We start from the raw sequence: 18,746 nt of genomic DNA, 5'->3' as shown, positions 1-18,746 counted from the left end.
TATCTTCTTAACGGCTTCAGCTTTAAATTCTGTGCTATAGGTTCTTATTTTCTTGACCATGATAAGCTCCGATTAATATGCTTAGTTTACCAAGTTTACTTGTACGGTTTCTTCAGCATAGCTCATTCTAAGTCACCTATGCGGTGAGGAAGTTTAATAGTTAATTAATTAATGTATAAATATATTTTCTAAGTCACCTATGCGGTGAGGAAGCCAGCCATCACGACCTGCATTATATGCTATTGTTTCTAAGTCACCTATGCGGTGAGGAAGTAGTTAACTCAAGGCTATAACTTTTTGTTTCAATTTCTAAGTCACCTATGCGGTGAGGAAGCTAACATTGTCTATTATCACTACTATTATTTAATTTCTAAGTCACCTATGCGGTGAGGAAGAGCCGTTAAAAGGTAAAATAAAAGCCTTTACTTTTCTAAGTCACCTATGCGGTGAGGAAGCTTTATCAATGGCTTATGAAAATGCTTTAGCATTTCTAAGTCACCTATGCGGTGAGGAAGCATCCCAGTATTCTATATCAATGCCTTTCAAATTTCTAAGTCACCTATGCGGTGAGGAAGGTGTGTAGCCAGATAACTTGGCTTTATATATTTTTCTAAGTCACCTATGCGGTGAGGAAGGATAATGATTGCTAACAAAAAGGGATTATATATTTCTAAGTCACCTATGCGGTGAGGAAGTAGTGTGTAGCCAGATAACTTGGCTTTATATATTTCTAAGTCACCTATGCGGTGAGGAAGATATTCCCTCTACAACATCTCCTTCAAATATATTTCTAAGTCACCTATGCGGTGAGGAAGCGGCTCGCCTAGGTCATCGGCTAAGCTATTAATTTCTAAGTCACCTATGCGGTGAGGAAGTTTGTGTCTCTTTGTGTGATATGATTTTTCATTTTTCTAAGTCACCTATGCGGTGAGGAAGACCTAGGCGAGCCGATTGAATTAGATGTCATATTTCTAAGTCACCTATGCGGTGAGGAAGCAGTAATAACAGCCAGTAATTTGCCTAGTATTTTTCTAAGTCACCTATGCGGTGAGGAAGGAATGCTTACAATGAAACAAGGAAACAGTTAATTTCTAAGTCACCTATGCGGTGAGGAAGGCATTATCAAGTTTCACCCCTTTAAAATAAAGTTTCTAAGTCACCTATGCGGTGAGGAAGACAAAACTATAAAAAGCTATAAAAGGTTATGTATTTCTAAGTCACCTATGCGGTGAGGAAGTATATAGTGATAAATCACCACTTTTAATCTGATTTCTAAGTCACCTATGCGGTGAGGAAGCTATTTAGGTTATAACTTAATTAATTCCACTTTTTCTAAGTCACCTATGCGGTGAGGAAGATAATATTATATAAGCCATAAGCCCACATCATATTTCTAAGTCACCTATGCGGTGAGGAAGCTTTATCAATGGCTTATGAAAATGCTTTGGTATTTCTAAGTCACCTATGCGGTGAGGAAGTCGGACGGAATAACAGTTAAAATAACTGGCAATTTCTAAGTCACCTATGCGGTGAGGAAGGTATGACTATCGAGTCACGAAACACCTATCGATTTCTAAGTCACCTATGCGGTGAGGAAGTAGCTCTGTAATCGCTTTAGTACCAACATCAATTTCTAAGTCACCTATGCGGTGAGGAAGTAATGTGCAATTCCATCACGTTTTTAGCTAAATTTCTAAGTCACCTATGCGGTGAGGAAGCGGTATTTTCCGCGGTATGGCATTTTGGAATGTTTCTAAGTCACCTATGCGGTGAGGAAGTTACGCTCTATGAGTTAGATGCTACCCAATTGTTTCTAAGTCACCTATGCGGTGAGGAAGATTAGCCCGCCACGCTCGGTAATTGGTTAGAATTTTCTAAGTCACCTATGCGGTGAGGAAGCTTGAGAAGCACGGCTTTGCAGTGTCGTTTGGTTTCTAAGTCACCTATGCGGTGAGGAAGCTATCGCAAAGCTGATGCTATCTAATCATGGTTTTCTAAGTCACCTATGCGGTGAGGAAGTGCGGTGCTTTTCGTCTCTCTCCGCAATGGCTTTTCTAAGTCACCTATGCGGTGAGGAAGTACAGCGAAGTTTACGCATAAGGGGACAGCAATTTCTAAGTCACCTATGCGGTGAGGAAGAGGTTGAACTTGGGTAGCCAAGAAGAAGAAATTTTCTAAGTCACCTATGCGGTGAGGAAGCCGTCCCTTTTCTGTGCTCATCACATACTTCGTTTCTAAGTCACCTATGCGGTGAGGAATGCTTATAACTCAGTATTTTTGCATTACTATCTTTTCTAAGTCACCTATGCGGTGAGGAAGAAGCGAGCCAAGCCGGATTTACGTTATTTTGCGTTTCTAAGTCACCTATGCGGTGAGGAAGATAAAAATATAGTCAAACAGTATTTTATAGATTTTCTAAGTCACCTATGCGGTGAGGAAGTAGACCAACATATAAGAACCCAAAAGGTAAGGCTTTCTAAGTCACCTATGCGGTGAGGAAGTTTTTTGGATAAAGTGCTTTGGCTAACTTATATTTCTAAGTCACCTATGCGGTGAGGAAGACATGATTGAAAAAATCACAGAGCAATACACATTTCTAAGTCACCTATGCGGTGAGGAAGGCAAGCGCAGTAGCTTACGAGGAGTCTCTAGATTTCTAAGTCACCTATGCGGTGAGGAAGCTTATCGCCGGTAAACTTCACTCCTTTGACTATTTCTAAGTCACCTATGCGGTGAGGAAGTTGATACCTGCTCACTCTTACCACTCCTAGGTTTTCTAAGTCACCTATGCGGTGAGGAAGGTTAGCTGGTTGGACTGGATTTAAGTGTGAGTTTTCTAAGTCACCTATGCGGTGAGGAAGCGCCTAGTGCATTTTTACCAATCAAGATAGATTTTCTAAGTCACCTATGCGGTGAGGAAGATTAGCCCGCCACGCTCGGTAATTGGTTAGAATTTTCTAAGTCACCTATGCGGTGAGGAAGCTTGAGAAGCACGGCTTTGCAGTGTCGTTTGGTTTCTAAGTCACCTATGCGGTGAGGAAGCTATCGCAAAGCTGATGCTATCTAATCATGGTTTTCTAAGTCACCTATGCGGTGAGGAAGTGCGGTGCTTTTCGTCTCTCTCCGCAATGGCTTTTCTAAGTCACCTATGCGGTGAGGAAGTGCCGTATATACTCCACTACTACCTTTTATTATTTCTAAGTCACCTATGCGGTGAGGAAGCCGACGCTTGGTAATGCACCATCCAAACCCATTTTCTAAGTCACCTATGCGGTGAGGAAGTGCCGTATATACTCCACTACTACCTTTTATTATTTCTAAGTCACCTATGCGGTGAGGAAGTTAACAAACTCGCCGTTTATAACGTTGGCTCGTTTCTAAGTCACCTATGCGGTGAGGAAGAAAAGATTGCAACATATGACGCTCTTTGGAATTTTCTAAGTCACCTATGCGGTGAGGAAGATTGCGCAGGTATACCGGTGACGGGCGGTGCATTTCTAAGTCACCTATGCGGTGAGGAAGCCTCGCTATACATGCAACTTATATCTACAGACTTTCTAAGTCACCTATGCGGTGAGGAAGGCAGCTTCTTGGTCAGCTCACTACCTCTTAATTTTCTAAGTCACCTATGCGGTGAGGAAGGAAAGTCAAAGGAGTACGCCCCATTTGGTGATTTTCTAAGTCACCTATGCGGTGAGGAAGAAGAGAAGTTTGACGGCTGGCTCTCATCGTTATTTCTAAGTCACCTATGCGGTGAGGAAGTCGTTCAAAGTTAACACTGAGCAAGGCGTAAATTTCTAAGTCACCTATGCGGTGAGGAAGTTGAGGAAATGTACGAACTGCTTGATGCGCTCTTTCTAAGTCACCTATGCGGTGAGGAAGAACTGTAGGTTGGTAAAATCCATTACCATGTCTTTTCTAAGTCACCTATGCGGTGAGGAAGGAGCTAACCCCGTGTGGCGCAACCACGCGCACGTTTCTAAGTCACCTATGCGGTGAGGAAGTTTTAATAGATATTTACAAATTTTAGTTATGATTTCTAAGTCACCTATGCGGTGAGGAAGAAAATTCGGCCGCAAGATACGTTGCCTGAGTTGTTTCTAAGTCACCTATGCGGTGAGGAAGACTCGGGCTTAATGTATAGCTCGCTTGCGTTATTTCTAAGTCACCTATGCGGTGAGGAAGAATACACCTAAACGCTGGGATGGAGCCTCTTGTTTCTAAGTCACCTATGCGGTGAGGAAGCACAGCATCTTTGCCATTAAACGACACTTTGCTTTCTAAGTCACCTATGCGGTGAGGAAGAGGGTTTCAAGGGGTAGGCGAGCACCCCACAATTTCTAAGTCACCTATGCGGTGAGGAAGAAGCCAAGCTCGGCTTCTCTAAGTAGCTTTGTTTTCTAAGTCACCTATGCGGTGAGGAAGATTTCGCATCGCTGTAGAAACAACAGTGCAAATTTCTAAGTCACCTATGCGGTGAGGAAGATGATACGGTAGCCGCCATCTCCACCATTTTTTTTCTAAGTCACCTATGCGGTGAGGAAGGACAAAACAGACGAACATACTGACGCGGTAATTTTCTAAGTCACCTATGCGGTGAGGAAGATTCTGATAGGTTTTCTAGCTGCTCTTGCTCATTTCTAAGTCACCTATGCGGTGAGGAAGAAATACTGAGTTTAGCAGTCTTAGACTTCTGTTTTTCTAAGTCACCTATGCGGTGAGGAAGTTTTAGTGTCACTGCTTTTCGGCACATGGGTGTTTCTAAGTCACCTATGCGGTGAGGAAGATTCTCATAGCTTGCAATGGCGTTCGGCTCTTTTTCTAAGTCACCTATGCGGTGAGGAAGCTGACACTTCTGTCAGTGATGCCGAGGTCTCTTTTCTAAGTCACCTATGCGGTGAGGAAGTCCATGTCCCACCCGTTGCACTGCCTACACTGCTTTCTAAGTCACCTATGCGGTGAGGAAGGAGTTTTTACCAAGCGCATAAACCACTTTGGCATTTCTAAGTCACCTATGCGGTGAGGAAGTATGTGTGTCTGTGTTAGCTGTGGCGTGATTATTTCTAAGTCACCTATGCGGTGAGGAAGTTGCGCTAGTGACCGCTTACGGCTTTCAGGTTTTTCTAAGTCACCTATGCGGTGAGGAAGAACAAGGCAGACACGCAAAAGACACTTGCAGATTTCTAAGTCACCTATGCGGTGAGGAAGAACTGATTTAAGCCACTTGTTCTTAAAGTACTTTTCTAAGTCACCTATGCGGTGAGGAAGATATCGTTACTGTTCGCATAGCCGCTCCTATAGTTTCTAAGTCACCTATGCGGTGAGGAAGGAGAGTTGGACTAAGCAGTACGATAGACCTGTTTTCTAAGTCACCTATGCGGTGAGGAAGAATCGCTATCAACGACTCAGACGACGCCGAATTTTCTAAGTCACCTATGCGGTGAGGAAGTACGATCAGCTCAACAAGCATTTAGAGTCGCTTTTCTAAGTCACCTATGCGGTGAGGAAGCCTAGCAGGTACTTAGCAATGCGTTTGTTAATTTTCTAAGTCACCTATGCGGTGAGGAAGAAAAGACTCAAAAATCGAAGCGCTTTGCGTGCCTTTCTAAGTCACCTATGCGGTGAGGAAGCAATATATGGCCGTAAAAGAAGCACGCCGTTATCTTTCTAAGTCACCTATGCGGTGAGGAAGTACCTCTATCTTTATCAAGTACAAACATAGCATTTCTAAGTCACCTATGCGGTGAGGAAGTATTATTAAGTGCTTTATTTAAATTCTTGCAATTTCTAAGTCACCTATGCGGTGAGGAAGAGGAATTATACCTCAAAAAACTCAGTTACAACAAGGCGTGGAGAGTGAAACACCCTATTTTACCCTCCGTTTTTCGCCCTAATGTAACTGATTGATTTTATTACAAGTTTTTAAATAGCTCAAAAAAAGGGTTTTTTGTCCCGATTTTTGGGTAATTCGTCATTACCTTATAAGTAGCTTACCAATGGGGCACAGTAACCTTATCTGCCGCATTGTTAATGCCATAGCTGTTAAACGACCCTTGAGTCTCATTATCTGCCATTTCTTGAATGATAGATAATGCGTAGGGTTGATTGTTGCTGAGGCTCCTTAAGTTGATATAAGGATAGGGTTTGTTATCCTGCTTGTGTTTGGCGCAGTGTATCAGTGCCGCCTCCAGCGTAATGCCTTTGTGCTCAGCGAATGCTTCAGCTTGCTTGAGCACGTTTTTATGGCGGTAGCGTCTGATCACAACGTGCCCTTTGGCTTTGTCACCAACCTCATTGATGCGCTTCACATGTACATAGTCCGTCAATCGCTCCAGCCATTTATCGAGATCTAGAGTCTCTAAATCCTTTTGGCTGGTAGCAAAGACACGTAACTTTAGCCCCAACTTAGATGATTTACCCTTTTCATCATAATGATAATCAGGGAAGCTAACACCGATAGATTCGATGCTGTGCTTGTTTTTCATCTCCGCTAAGGCAATATGAAGTTGGGTAAATAGCTTACTCCAGATGAAGTAAGGCGCAATCTCCGGGTCAGGGATTATGGTTATCTCGCAGTAATGGGTCAAGCTGGTAGTTGAGTCCGTCATCACTTACTCCTTGCCGCTGGCACCGAATACGCCACCACGGATAAGCACACCCATGACATAATGCTGCTGCTCGGTGCTGGGCGCGTCACCCTTTAATACCCAATTATCAAATAGGCTGTAAAAGTCCATTTTATCTTTAGGTTGGCGAAAAGCAGTACCTAATGTTGTGACTGCACCATAAGGTTCGATAGCGATAGGGAACTCAGCATCAGGGTACCAATCGTCAATGGTACGAATGGCATTGCTGACTTTTTGCGAGTGCATGCCTGCTTTGCCATTAATCTCATACAAGATTTTACTTTTGCTCTTGCCCGTATCGAGTACCAGTTCTTGCGAAGGATAAACTTCTTGACCATAACCCATTATGGCAGCGGCTTTGACGTATAAAATGATAAAAGCGTCGCCATTTAAGCCCTTTTCAATCAGCTTAGCCAATTCATTGATTTTGCTATCGTCTGTGTTGAAGTCTTTTAGTGAAATGGACTTTGCATCAAATTCAAAGTCGTGTTTAGTGCCATCAATATCACATTTAACATTAACCTTAATGCTTTCAGCGCCTACACGATTGCGCCACAACCAGCGGGCATTAGCAATATTACTAGCGTAGCGACGAGCCAACTCATTAACACCTTGGTTATCCAAATAATCCTGTACCGTTGAGACTAAGGCCTGTTGATAATCTTGGTCGTTACAGACGCTAGGCTTACCGGTGAACGGCAACACCTTACAGCTCCACGTTACAATCAGAGTATCATTGGTTTCATCTAATGAGGCTGAATCTACCGTTTGTAGATTGGCTTTTTGAATCTCGGCATCGAGCTTGGCAGGGTCTTTAGCAATGGCGCTTTTTTGACGGTTACTAATCGTACCTCGGACAGACTTTTCGTTAATGGTTACAGGACTAACTTTAGCGTTAGCAGTTTGGCTGTCTGTTTGTGCAAAGAAACCATCTGAGATATCAAGGTTACGCTCAAAGGCTAGGACGGATGCAGTTTTTAGGGCTGTTTTTGACATATTATTCTCCATGATTGTAAGAAATTAAAAGTTAATTGAACGGGTTATTGATTGATTAGAACAAAGTAAAGTTAAAACTCTTGATTCTGAGTGACTAAATAAAGTGATTCATCAGCATCATAACGGTAACGCCAAAACGCATTAGCAATATCATTATCACCGCCGACACTATTTAGACGCTGCGGATAAACCCACCTACCAAGGCTATATATAGCTTCAACATATTGACTAGGATATTCAGGATTGCGCACGTTTTGCATCATGCCAGCGTCATATAAATCAGAGATACCTTGATAGCCTATCGGCATAGGCACTAGCCAGCCGTGTCCGCTTTTACGTGAGGTAGTTAGCCACTTTGTATCGCCGTTTTTTTGGGTTTCAGGAAAATGATGTAGTGTACAAACATCTATCAAAGCGTCTAGTGGCGTCGCGTCTGGGTTGTCTGCTTGCACCTTATCGATAATCTCGGCAAAGTCGTCCTGCGCGTCCATTAACACAAAAGCCGGCAGTAATTGCGCAGTAATAGAGCTGACGTCATCTTTATCAAAGAATTGCACGGGCTCAAACCTTGCCAAGCCCCTTACGCTACCACCAGCCATACGCTGCTGCTGTAGCCACTGCTTGGTTTTTTGCATGGCATAATCTTGCTGCTCATTAGTTAAGGTATCTGTACCTAATATCTCGACTACAAAGGTCATCACCAATCGGCATTTGCCTTCTTCAATTATAGAGGCGGTTTTGCCATCTTTTTTGATGGGATTGCGCGTTTGGTTAAAAGTGTAGTTGTTATAACTATTAGGACGATACATTTGTGGTTGGCAGTCGTGACAGGCAAGCAGTACACCGCCTAAGCAGACATCAGAGAGCAGCTCATCATCTGCCATTTTTCGTGACATCGCATGAAAGCTACCCAAAAACCCAGTGATAGCAGGGAAGCCATAAGTCAGCGGACTTGAGATAGTATTCGCTCCTTCAATGACGACCTTTTTAAACATCAAATAGCCAACCACACCAATACTATTGTCATCATCTATGCGGCTCATAAAAATACTCCTTTGCCTGCGCGCTCGTAGCGTTTTTTCATATCCTCAATCTCACGCTCCCATTCCAAATGCTCAGCATCACCAAAATCGCTGGCTATTTGCTTAAATTCAGCTTGCATTAAGGTATTGAGCCAACGCGCAAAACGATGAATAATTTGACTATGCCAAGCGTCATCTTCTTCACGTTCTGCTTTGAACTCAGTTTCACCATCAAGGTCGGCGCGTTTGGGGTCGAGCCAAAGCTTCTCAATGCGGTCAAGCTCATAGTCTTTTGACCAGCCAGCAGGCAGGTTAGTGCGGATGTTTTCTGCTGCGGCAAATATCTGATATAACACTTCATCGATAGCGCGTTTGCGCGCCTCTCTGACATCGACAATATTGCGCGTGTCTTTAATGGACTTAAAAATATTTTGGATGGCTTCGCGGGCGTTATATTCCATGCTAGTGCTAAAGATACTATTGGCAAATTTAGACAACTTAAAAGCGCGGTCTTGTTTAATGATAGGAGGCAGAGAGGGGAGGAGGTAATTACGCCCACCTTGTTTACTCATGAGCAGGCTGACGTTTTGCGGCTTAGTGCCACCAAGCTGAACGGTTGCCAAATTATTCAAGCTCACATAAGGACGCTGTTCGGCAGTTTTCTTAAAGCGATTATCGCGTGCGGCTTTATTGTCATCAGAAAATTTAAGATGATTGACGCGTTGGTAAACTTCATGGGTAAGTGCAGAAGGATAAAGCGGGACGATATTAATATAATTAAGCTGCTCAATATCGGTCTCTTCATAAGCGTTAATGACCCATAAGGTCTGTTTGTTACGCTCATGAGTGACTGGCTCAGTAATGTTATTTTGCAAAGCCTCTTTAAAGGTTTGGTGGTAAGTATTTGCAAGAGTTTGGTCACTGTTAAGTGAAGCAACAAAGTCAGTATTATCTGCTAAGATAAGGTCACGAATTTTAGTTGTCTCATTTATTTCAAAATCGAAAAAAGCGGCCAGGGGCAGGGCAGCGGCATTACCATTGGCATCAATATAGCTACTGTCTATTGAGTGCGTACCGACGATGGTTTTGGGTAAATTATTTATGGCTTCAAAACTGACATTATCGCCTTTGGCATCAGGGTGTACCCCTTTTGAGATATGCGTACCAAAATTTAATTGCTTTGCCATGCGCGTTGCAGCGTCAGCAATCCAATTATTGACGCTATATTTATCTTTAGCATCTGCTAAGGTTTCTTTTAACTCTGAAGCCTTTTCATGCTCCTTATTTTCAATGGCTTTAGCGAGCTGCTTTTGCTCGGTTTCAGTCTTTTTGTCGTATTGGCTAGCAAGAAAGGCGTTGACCGCATTGCTTGCTAGCTCTGGGGGTATGTCAGTCATAGATTGTATCCTAAATAACGTTTAGTAATATTCTAAAGATGTCGTATAGATATGGAATACCTATACGCCTTACAGTATCAGAAAATAAGTTTATCGCTTATCTTTAGGGGGATAAGGGTCATTACCATGGCTATCAGCATTGCTGATTCTGCCATCTTTATTATGAATAACTAATTCAGACTCTTGATTGCGACTGATTCCACGTGCATGGTCAACTGCATCTGTTTTGCGCTCATGATATTTAATGGCACGTTTGCTACCACCACCTTTAACATCCCAGCCACCTTCCGAATTTGGCACAACATGATGTGTTTTTCTCGCCATAATCAATTACCTCGTATGAACCTATAAGTAAAAGCCAGGGCAAACGCATACTTTTAAAAAACATTAATATTTTCAGGAACTTATAAATTTAGAAAATAAAACCTTAAATTCATAACTATCTGATTTTAAATATAATTCTTAAAAGTGTGCGTTTGCCCTGAAGTAAAAGCCAACATCAGTATTGAATAGTTGACTAAAGCATTAAAGCATAAGCTTAAATTATAATCAACCATGTCATACATAATATTTAAATGAAATAATCGATTTGTTATTATAGTACACCATTGCTTAAATGGCTTAGAAAATGTCATACACAATATTAAATTTCACCACCGCATAGGTGGATTGGCTCAATCAAGAAGCACGGTTAACGCCGTGCTTTTTTCATGCCAATAACTCACTCCCGCACAAAACCAAAAAACTCATGAAACGCCCAGCCGCGACTGTTATTAGCCTTGATGCTATCAAGTGACACTGACGAGTAGGTCATGGCTAACGAACACAAGCTCTTATCAGGCTGAGCCACTTGTAAGTCCTGTAAGACGTCATTCAATGAAGTGCTTAACCACGGCTTTATTTGCGCGTGCTCAAAGTTAAAATTCAGCGGCTGAATGGTTTTATTATGAATGGTAGATTTAGTTAAACCCTTTTCAAATACATCTTCTGCATAATAAGCATCAAATCCTGTCGTTGGCGTATCGGCATCTTCATCATCATTAACCATGCGCGGAATTAACAACCAGTCGTCTTGCGGAGTGCCCGCTCGAAAAGGACTGATTTGCTGTAGATGAGTATGCGCACGATTGGCAGTGGCTTTGCTATCCCAATAGGCATTGACGTAGTTAAGCTTAGGGTTGTTAAGTAGATGCCGCATTACCTGATGTTCAAGGTCGCTTAGCGTGGTTATTGCTTTACTTTGAGAAGATGAAATTCTCGGTCTAGCATCAACTTGTGTCAGTTGTTCTACTGTCATTAGCTCATTCAAATCATAGCTTGGGGGTTTAAATAGCGTGGTCTCAAACCCTGGATGGGTAAAGATAGGCCGTTTGCCATTAGGATGCTTAAAGTAGCGAATATTGTATTGCAGCAGCAGAATATTTGGCTCATTAGCAACCTTGTCAGGACGATGTCGCCAGACACGCCCAGCCAGCTGAATGATAGAGCGCATAGAGGAGGGTTCTACGATTGCCCAGTCATAATCATGGTCGCGCCCGACTTCTGCGACAGGAGTAGCCAGTACCATAAAGATATGATTTTTATTAGGGTTATTAGCAATGGCTTGCTTAATCTCAGAATGATCAAAAATGCCAACTTTACTATCGCTACGGTCTAAAACTCTATCCAGCTTATTCTCCAAAGCATTGCGCAGTAGTAAAAGCTGCTTAGCGTGATAGCACGCTACATGTATAACCGTGTCATCTGGCACCGTTATGCCGTCTGCTTTAAATAACTGCATAGCGATACTGGTAATGTTGTTAATATTGGCAACGCGAATGAGTCCAATGCTTACCCGCACATCTTTATCAGCTTGAAGCTTATTATCAGACACTTCATTATACTTATAGTGCAAGCCTATGGCAGCATCAACCAAAGTCTGCGCCAAAGTGCTATAAAACTGCGACGCTTTATCCTTTGTATAGTTAGCTGAAAAAGGCAGTATTTCTGCCTTACGTCTGATAGGTTGCTGGGCTAAATAGCTGGCACGTTTTTCACAAAATTGTTTATGACTGTTTTGAAAGCCATTAACGTCGCTGCATTGTTCCGATAGCATCGCTTTGGGTTGTTCATCGAACCATGCGCAAACTACTTTTGGCGTAGGTTTATTCTGACTTTGATTAAATAGTTTTCGCCCCTCCATATAGGCTTCAAACAGTCCTGTCACCAAATCAGGAGTCAAGGTTGCAGATGAAAGCAGCACTCGCGTACCAAAGAGTCCAGCAAGGTGTACTAAACGCGACAGCGCAGGCAAGTCCGCTTGATCAAAGTCATCAGGTTCATCGAGTATTAAGTCACTACTGAGCAGTCGCAGCATGGGGGCAATATATTTACCACCACGTTTGCACTCAGAGGCTTGGATAATATGGTCAACGGTGCAGGTCACGATAGGCGCAAATATTAAATCGCGTGCTTTAGGGCTAGCGATGACCGTATCGAGATTCAGCGCCTCATAGTCTTGATAGTCAATGTCGCTATCGACGATTTCATCTAACAAATCTTCGCTGGACTCACTACCGAAAGTTTCAGACTCATTATCAGGCTCATCGTCCTTTTTATATTCACCGATAATGTCAGTAATATCATTAGTCTTATTATCGTATGCTAGTTCAAACAGTTTTTTATTAGCACTGCCACCTACCAGTATCGCTAACTGGTCACCTGCCAATTTTAAGTTTTTACGAAAGCTTAAACCGGTCTGCAAGGTTAGAATCCGCAGTCCTAAAGCGATAGTAAAGCGCGCTCCTTTTTTTGGGTCAGCTAGAGCGTACATGATACGTGCATTACCGATGGTTTTACCTGCGCCTGTCGATGCCATATTAACTCCAAAAAACCCATGCTCGCGCGTGGCTTCTTGCAAACCATAAGTCATCTTGAAAGCTTGGTTCTGCCATTTAAAACGTTCAATCCCAGTAGGTTTAGCTAATGGATCATGATTACGTAGTGTTGGCATTTCACTGGCAATGATAGGAAGTGCACGACAAAAATGTGCTGTAAAAGCTCCGACACCTAATAGATGCTCCTCAAGAGATTGCTTAGCGGTTGGCGTGCTGGCGGTTCGGTCGGTATTAGCGGCTAAATTTTTAAAGCTGCTATCGACTGTGATACAGCGAGAGTCGTCTTCTTTGAGACTAGAATAATTATGGTCGCCTACCATCAAGCATAACCGTGATAAATGCAGTAAGAATGGATCGCTGATGGCTTTATTATCATCAACCGCTTGCTGGCTTAATTGCATTAAGATCGGGTCATTTAAGGCTTTTTTAGACCAACGCTTGATATTCTTTTGCCAAGCTGGACTATTAATGACTAAATGCTCAAATTGCCAAAAGTCCTTTAATTGCGCTTTGGTCATCTCCTCTAACGACTTAGGATTTTTTACCCAATAGTCGAACGGCTCAATTTTTCCATAAAACTGATTTAAGTCTCTTTTAATCTCTAACGTATTTTGAGGTAATTGCAAACGTTGAATATCTTTGTAAGGGTAAAAAACCTTTTTGATAGGTGGCAAGCGGTGGTGAGTAACAATCAGCCAAGCGACCCACTGTGCTAGGGGCGGCATAGCTTTTATATTGACACCATCTTTATTAGCATTAGATAATAGATTTTCTATATTATTATTTTCTAACCATTTATTTAAATTCATTAAACGGTCAAGCCATGCTTCGTCAGTGCTGCAATCGCCAATCATCAGCTCAAACAGTTTTAATGATATCCATTCATGCCGATAAGAATCGCCTTGTTTACTACCAAAAAGGAGTTTCTTTTGAAAACCAATCGTTGATTTGCCAATGTCGTGGAGTAATGCAGCAAGTGTAGCGATAATTTGAATACTACTGGCATAACTCCATTCATTCTCCCACTCACTATGCAGAATATTTCTTTTGGTACGGTTCACAGCCACTACGCCAACCTCATTAAACCGCCGCTTATTACCCACAATCCATACCAGCTCAGTCAACTGGCGAGTTTTATTACGATGACAGCTTACCGCTGTAGACTTGGTCGCTGATTTGCGCAAGAGTTGTTTAACCGTCGTAAGTCCGTCTTCCGTAATAGCCGTCTGCCAAACATTATCACCAATACGATTGGCAAAGGCGTCCAAAATACGGCGAGTACGTTTTAGTGATTTCTTCTCACACTGAGAGACAAAAGTGACAATCATAATTTATACCTGCCAATCTTTGGTCATCGCCAACTGTTTAACCACTTCAAACTGATAATCCAGCGCCTTATGTTTGGTAAACATGTTGATGCACTCTTGGCGAAACTCTTGCTCGCTCATGTTCTCGCTAGCGCAAATAAAGGCGAGGGGCAGCACCAGCGCGTCTTTGATGATATCGGCGATATCAAACACCAATGCCCCGCGCCGAGTCTTACCATGCATCACCGCAAAACCGTGCGGAATGCCAAGCGTCCATGCGGTTGTTGCACCGAGACCGTACGCCAGATAGTTGCCATGATTTAGAAACCCGTTAGCCTTGTCGATGCCTTCGTGCTCACGGGTAAAGCCGTCATAACCCGTATTTTGGGCGGCTAATTTATAAAGCTGTTTAGTCAGGCGGGCTTCCAATTGCAATAAATGCATGACCTCTGTCTGCCTATCGATTTGATGAATATTATCATTGAGCAGTTTCTGTATCGCATCCATATTGCTGTCAAACCCCCAACGTTTAAGGTCGCTGTCTTTATTCCATACCGCTTGCAGATAAGCAACGCGAGCTATTTGCAACTGCTTGGCTGCAGCAAGGCGTTTATCATCATCCCACCACCAGCTCATCCAACCTTGAATATATTCAGTCGGTCGATACTCGCTTTGCGGAGTCATCCACTCAACATAGACCTCACGCTCTGTGCCCATAAATAACGGCATACCACCACCACCGCAAAAGCCAACTAAAACGCCTGCTTGTGATAGAAGGCGCATCGCCGCTTGAGTAATGGAGGTGCCTGTACCAAGTAGAATGGAGGTAGTGTTAGCGATAGGAATATTATAATAGAGGTTAGCTTTGTCATCTTCAGTAAGATACAACACACGCCCGTCCTTTTGCATGACTCGGCAATGCGACAGGTAGTAGATATTGGCACGTTTGGAGTGCAAAATGGTTTTGAGATCTGAAGAGACAAAGCTATTGTCGGTATAGGGGTTGCTAGGTTTGCTCATTATCTTTCCATTTTGTGGCAAAAGCCATATCAGATGTATGGTTTTACTATAGTCAAGATAATATAATTAAACAATAGTCAGGCTGATAAAACACGACACATAGTGTCGTTTAGGTATGAGTATTTACTAGAATTGGCTTTTCAAATAAGAATAATACAAATTTAGAAGGCTCTAAATAAACTGAGTTTATAAAATCGGGAAGTGATTAATGGAGAGCATCGCACTGTCAAATATTAGAGATCACTTTATGATTAACGTAATAGCACTATGATATTCGCGTCCATCACGGGCGCGTGGATTTAGATACTTAAGTCTGTCTATTTGTTCAACCAAAATCACATCGTTTGCATGGGCGTCTTCGATCAGCTGCATGAGCTTTGTACGTACTAGCTTTGCCCCTGATTCATTCTAGACATAAACGCAGCGATTTTATGATCATTAGCAATATATATAAGCTAATTTTTGGCATGCTTAGCATCTTATTGTTTTATTGATGCTCTAAGATACGCTTTTATAAACATAACCACCTAAAATAGTCTGCTATAAGTGGTCTGTTAATACGTTTGAGAGGTAGAAGAACTAGTTTTACTAGGGGATACCCAAAAAATTCCTCTAAACGATAGCTTATCTGTAAGTAGTCTGGGCGATTCAGAAACCTGATTTTAAATCTATAGGTTGAGTCGTATGGCGTTTTGCCATATATTTGCCCAGTAAGGGTAAGCAAAACATTGGTAATTGAAAAGCACCCAGTAACGGTAGAAAAACCGCACCCATAAAAGGTACAGTTATGGTGTAAGAAAGTAATACATTGCGTCCGCCACACACCAGCGCCGCGACAATAGCATTCTCATAGCCAAAACGCCGATACATTATATAAGCGGTAAAATAAAATACCAATGCCAATACCGAACTTAGCACTAGTAATAACAACGCTTGCCAGGGATTATGGTCAAAGGTGGTACGAAATCCTGCCATCAGTCCCAGTGGAAACAACATCAGCAGTAAAATATTAAACTGCCCAATTTTGGGATAAAAACGTGACAAAATAGCAGGTGGAACGAACCGACGCACTCCCACAGCTAGCAGCATTGGCATAAAAATATAGGTTGTGTGTCAAAAAGTATGCTGATCAAAATTTGAACAATTTTTGAAGCTTTAAAAGCCATATATAATCAGAGAACTTAGCATAGACTTCTTATTGACTTTTAGCGCCAGCATACTTTTTAGAACACCACCAAATATTGAATACCCGTGACGAAGGGTGGTCACCAAAGTATCGATTTAATTCTAAATTTTTATGTTGAGTTTATAGAACTAAGTATTTATTGACTATATGATTAGGAACGATAAAGAGAGCCTTATCAAAGCGTCGTCTAGACCATTGAAATTAGCAGACATTATTCCGACCGACCACCTATCGGATACTTTAAAGTCAAACCTGACTTGCTGTCTAGGCTTATATCCATAAGGCTTTTTGCTAAAGAAGCTTATAAGAAGCAGTGTTGCGCCCGAATAAAATAATGGCTCGCCAGTAGTTTTATAGGGTGGGTTCGACATCGGCGAAGTTCATAGCTACCTTATTTCTTCTTGATTCAAAGTTTATGGCTTACTCTCATTAATACAAAGGCTATCATCCATAACCAACATCATGTGGACAAAAAACCTAAATAAAGGCGAGTATTTCCAAGTGTTTTTGCTAGATGTAAAGCTGTTAGACAGGTCTCTAGCTTCTCGACTGGCAATACCTATCCTAAGTGTAGAGACAGATGGGTTTTTCTGATATCGCATACCTTTATACTCAGGCTGATTGAGTGTGGTATCTTTCAGTTGAGCATCAGTAGTTATAAGCCAGTTTTTTTCAGGTAGTAGCTGTTTTGCTATACCTATAAAGCGTTTAAAGTCTTCTATTCTTGATTCCGGGAAGGATATATAAGCCTTACTGATAGATATTTTCTGACAACAGATATCCATGAACCATTGCCAATCTTGCTTGTCTTGAGTGCGCAGTAGGCTGCCATTATTCCTTAAATGTGTAAGCAGTCTATAGTCACTTTGTTCTTGAGGCTTAAGAGGACTAAGCACAATCCTCTCTACCGAGTCTGGCTTGATAAAGCGCTCTTTATCTCGAGTATTGATTATATTGCTGATTTTATAAGCACGTTTCGCTAGGGTTTTTGCATCATCGAAGTTGATATTTAGTATTGTGGCAGCTTCTTTAAGTGAAATGCCCTTATCGGATAAGCAAAGTAGCTGTTCTACAGTATTTATACCATAGCGCATAAAGAGCTCATTAGTAGTGGTAGGTGTAAAATCAGAAATAAATTGAGCTGTTGTGTTCTCTATGACAAATATTGGTGATTTTCGTATGCCTTGATTGATGCTCCTAAATAATAGGCCACGGATACTAGGCAAGCTTATAGTATTATTATCAATATCAGCATGGTTCTGCACCAGCGTTTTATTTGAAAACCCTGTAATGTTATTCAGGGTCTGAGTGGGAAGCTTGATATTTGCTTGGCTAAGCTCATAAGTAGCCATTAAAGTGGCTACATGATTATAGTACTCAAAACTGCGCTGAGGGGACAAATGCCCCATAATACCAGCTAGGGCATACCAATGATCCTGGGCATCAATGTGCTCGCCTAACAGCCCGTATTTGATACGTAGCACATCATCTTCATCATAGTCTGTTAATGAAGCTATAAGATGTTCGTGGCCCATCAAGACCATAGATAGGTTGGTTATGGCAGTATGTCGAAAGCCGTGGAAAGTATGGTTAATTGCTGGATCGCCTTTCATAGTAATATCTTTTACCACTCGTTTAAAAAGTTGTAACGGCGCATGATCATGTAGTGGCTGACGATCAGAGGATAACGTAAAGATAAATCGATTAGGGTTAGTGCCAATATTGCTTTGTATAAAGTTTAAAAAAAATGTTAATTCGTCAGGCTTAAGCAGTGCAAAGACTGGCACTCGACGAATGCTACCTTGAGTTTTAGTTGAGCGATAACGGTTAGGCCTTATTACTAGGGAGGGCTGTGACTGGGATAGACCTTCAATATCATTAAACTTTAGACCCAATATTTCTTTTTTTCGCATGCCAGTTCGATAGGCTAAAATAAATATAAGCGCCAACATGTCACGCTCTAAGAGGTCTACTGAGGCTAGTATCTGATTGATAATGGCGTTATATGCTTGAGGTGATATTAATTCAGAACGGACTCGTCGCCCTTTTTGTGAGTATTCTATGCTGACTTTAGGGAACTTGTACTTGTTGCTGGCAAAACTATGCATACGGTTGAATAACTTTGCAGAGTAACCCAAATCAGTATTGCCTCTAGTAAAAGCTTTATACTCTAAAATGTCCTCATAAAGTGTGAACCGCCCCGAGTATATCGGAGAGTGGATTACTTGAGTCAGGCAGCTTTGTTTGACTCATTAAGACTATCATAGTATCGTCTCTCAAACTCAAAAGGCGACACATAACCAATCGTACTATGAA

The 18,746-nt window shown here is 41.9% G+C and carries 9 protein-coding genes and 1 CRISPR repeat array; all 9 genes read right to left on the bottom strand.

Annotation, left to right across the window (positions count from 1 at the left end; all coding sequences use genetic code 11):
• Window positions 1–124: 124 nt before the first annotated feature.
• Window positions 125–5,812: a CRISPR direct-repeat array (repeat unit 28 nt; unit sequence TTTCTAAGTCACCTATGCGGTGAGGAAG).
• A 178-nt stretch (window positions 5,813–5,990) separates the two neighbouring features.
• Window positions 5,991–6,608, bottom strand: a complete 618-nt coding sequence (cas6f, locus tag JMX92_RS12305; RefSeq protein ID WP_201545939.1) for a type I-F CRISPR-associated endoribonuclease Cas6/Csy4 — start codon at window positions 6,606–6,608, stop codon at window positions 5,991–5,993.
• Window positions 6,609–6,611: 3 nt separating this feature from the next.
• The gene (gene csy3 / locus JMX92_RS12300; RefSeq protein ID WP_201545938.1) at window positions 6,612–7,622 is read right to left on the bottom strand and encodes a type I-F CRISPR-associated protein Csy3; all 1,011 of its coding nucleotides are present in this window, start codon (window positions 7,620–7,622) and stop codon (window positions 6,612–6,614) included.
• 71 nt (window positions 7,623–7,693) lie between these two features.
• On the bottom strand, window positions 7,694–8,665 hold the full coding sequence (gene csy2, locus JMX92_RS12295) for a type I-F CRISPR-associated protein Csy2 (RefSeq protein WP_201545936.1): 972 nt from the start codon (window positions 8,663–8,665) through the stop codon (window positions 7,694–7,696).
• Window positions 8,662–10,041, bottom strand: coding sequence for a type I-F CRISPR-associated protein Csy1 (csy1, locus tag JMX92_RS12290; RefSeq protein ID WP_201545934.1), 1,380 nt, complete (start codon window positions 10,039–10,041; stop codon window positions 8,662–8,664). Before csy1 ends, csy2 begins: the two co-directional genes overlap by 4 nt.
• Before the next feature lie 90 nt (window positions 10,042–10,131).
• Complete coding sequence (locus JMX92_RS12285) at window positions 10,132–10,365, bottom strand: DUF2188 domain-containing protein (protein WP_201545933.1); 234 nt, start codon at window positions 10,363–10,365, stop codon at window positions 10,132–10,134.
• Between the two features lie 397 nt (window positions 10,366–10,762).
• Entirely contained in the window at window positions 10,763–14,245 is a 3,483-nt protein-coding gene (cas3f, locus tag JMX92_RS12280) for a type I-F CRISPR-associated helicase Cas3f (RefSeq protein ID WP_201545932.1), read from the bottom strand.
• A gap of 3 nt (window positions 14,246–14,248) precedes the next feature.
• A complete protein-coding gene (gene cas1f, locus JMX92_RS12275) occupies window positions 14,249–15,244 on the bottom strand; it encodes a type I-F CRISPR-associated endonuclease Cas1f (RefSeq protein WP_201545931.1) in 996 nt (331 codons plus the stop codon).
• Window positions 15,245–15,892: 648 nt separating this feature from the next.
• Window positions 15,893–16,339: a hypothetical protein gene (locus JMX92_RS12265; protein WP_320157753.1), complete on the bottom strand. Its 447-nt coding sequence runs from the start codon at window positions 16,337–16,339 to the stop codon at window positions 15,893–15,895.
• 504 nt (window positions 16,340–16,843) lie between these two features.
• Complete coding sequence (locus tag JMX92_RS12260) at window positions 16,844–18,538, bottom strand: site-specific integrase (protein ID WP_201545930.1); 1,695 nt, start codon at window positions 18,536–18,538, stop codon at window positions 16,844–16,846.
• Window positions 18,539–18,746 lie beyond the last annotated feature (208 nt).

Origin of the sequence: Psychrobacter sp. H7-1 (assembly GCF_904846585.1) — a bacterium.
Classification (GTDB): Bacteria; Pseudomonadota; Gammaproteobacteria; order Pseudomonadales; family Moraxellaceae; genus Psychrobacter; species Psychrobacter raelei.
Note: the sequence above shows the minus strand (reverse complement) of the source record. Positions and strands in the feature narration are given on the sequence as shown.

What these genes read in the sequence shown, in the direction of transcription:
- csy3 (WP_201545938.1), bottom strand. Translation starts at nt 7,622, where the DNA reads ATGTCAAAAACAGCCCTAAAAACTGCATCCGTCCTAGCCTTTGAGCGT.
- cas3f (WP_201545932.1), bottom strand. Translation starts at nt 14,245, where the DNA reads ATGATTGTCACTTTTGTCTCTCAGTGTGAGAAGAAATCACTAAAACGT.
- JMX92_RS12265 (WP_320157753.1), bottom strand. Translation starts at nt 16,339, where the DNA reads ATGCCAATGCTGCTAGCTGTGGGAGTGCGTCGGTTCGTTCCACCTGCT.
- cas1f (WP_201545931.1), bottom strand. Translation starts at nt 15,244, where the DNA reads ATGAGCAAACCTAGCAACCCCTATACCGACAATAGCTTTGTCTCTTCA.
- cas6f (WP_201545939.1), bottom strand. Translation starts at nt 6,608, where the DNA reads ATGACGGACTCAACTACCAGCTTGACCCATTACTGCGAGATAACCATA.
- csy1 (WP_201545934.1), bottom strand. Translation starts at nt 10,041, where the DNA reads ATGACTGACATACCCCCAGAGCTAGCAAGCAATGCGGTCAACGCCTTT.
- csy2 (WP_201545936.1), bottom strand. Translation starts at nt 8,665, where the DNA reads ATGAGCCGCATAGATGATGACAATAGTATTGGTGTGGTTGGCTATTTG.
- JMX92_RS12260 (WP_201545930.1), bottom strand. Translation starts at nt 18,538, where the DNA reads ATGCATAGTTTTGCCAGCAACAAGTACAAGTTCCCTAAAGTCAGCATA.
- JMX92_RS12285 (WP_201545933.1), bottom strand. Translation starts at nt 10,365, where the DNA reads ATGGCGAGAAAAACACATCATGTTGTGCCAAATTCGGAAGGTGGCTGG.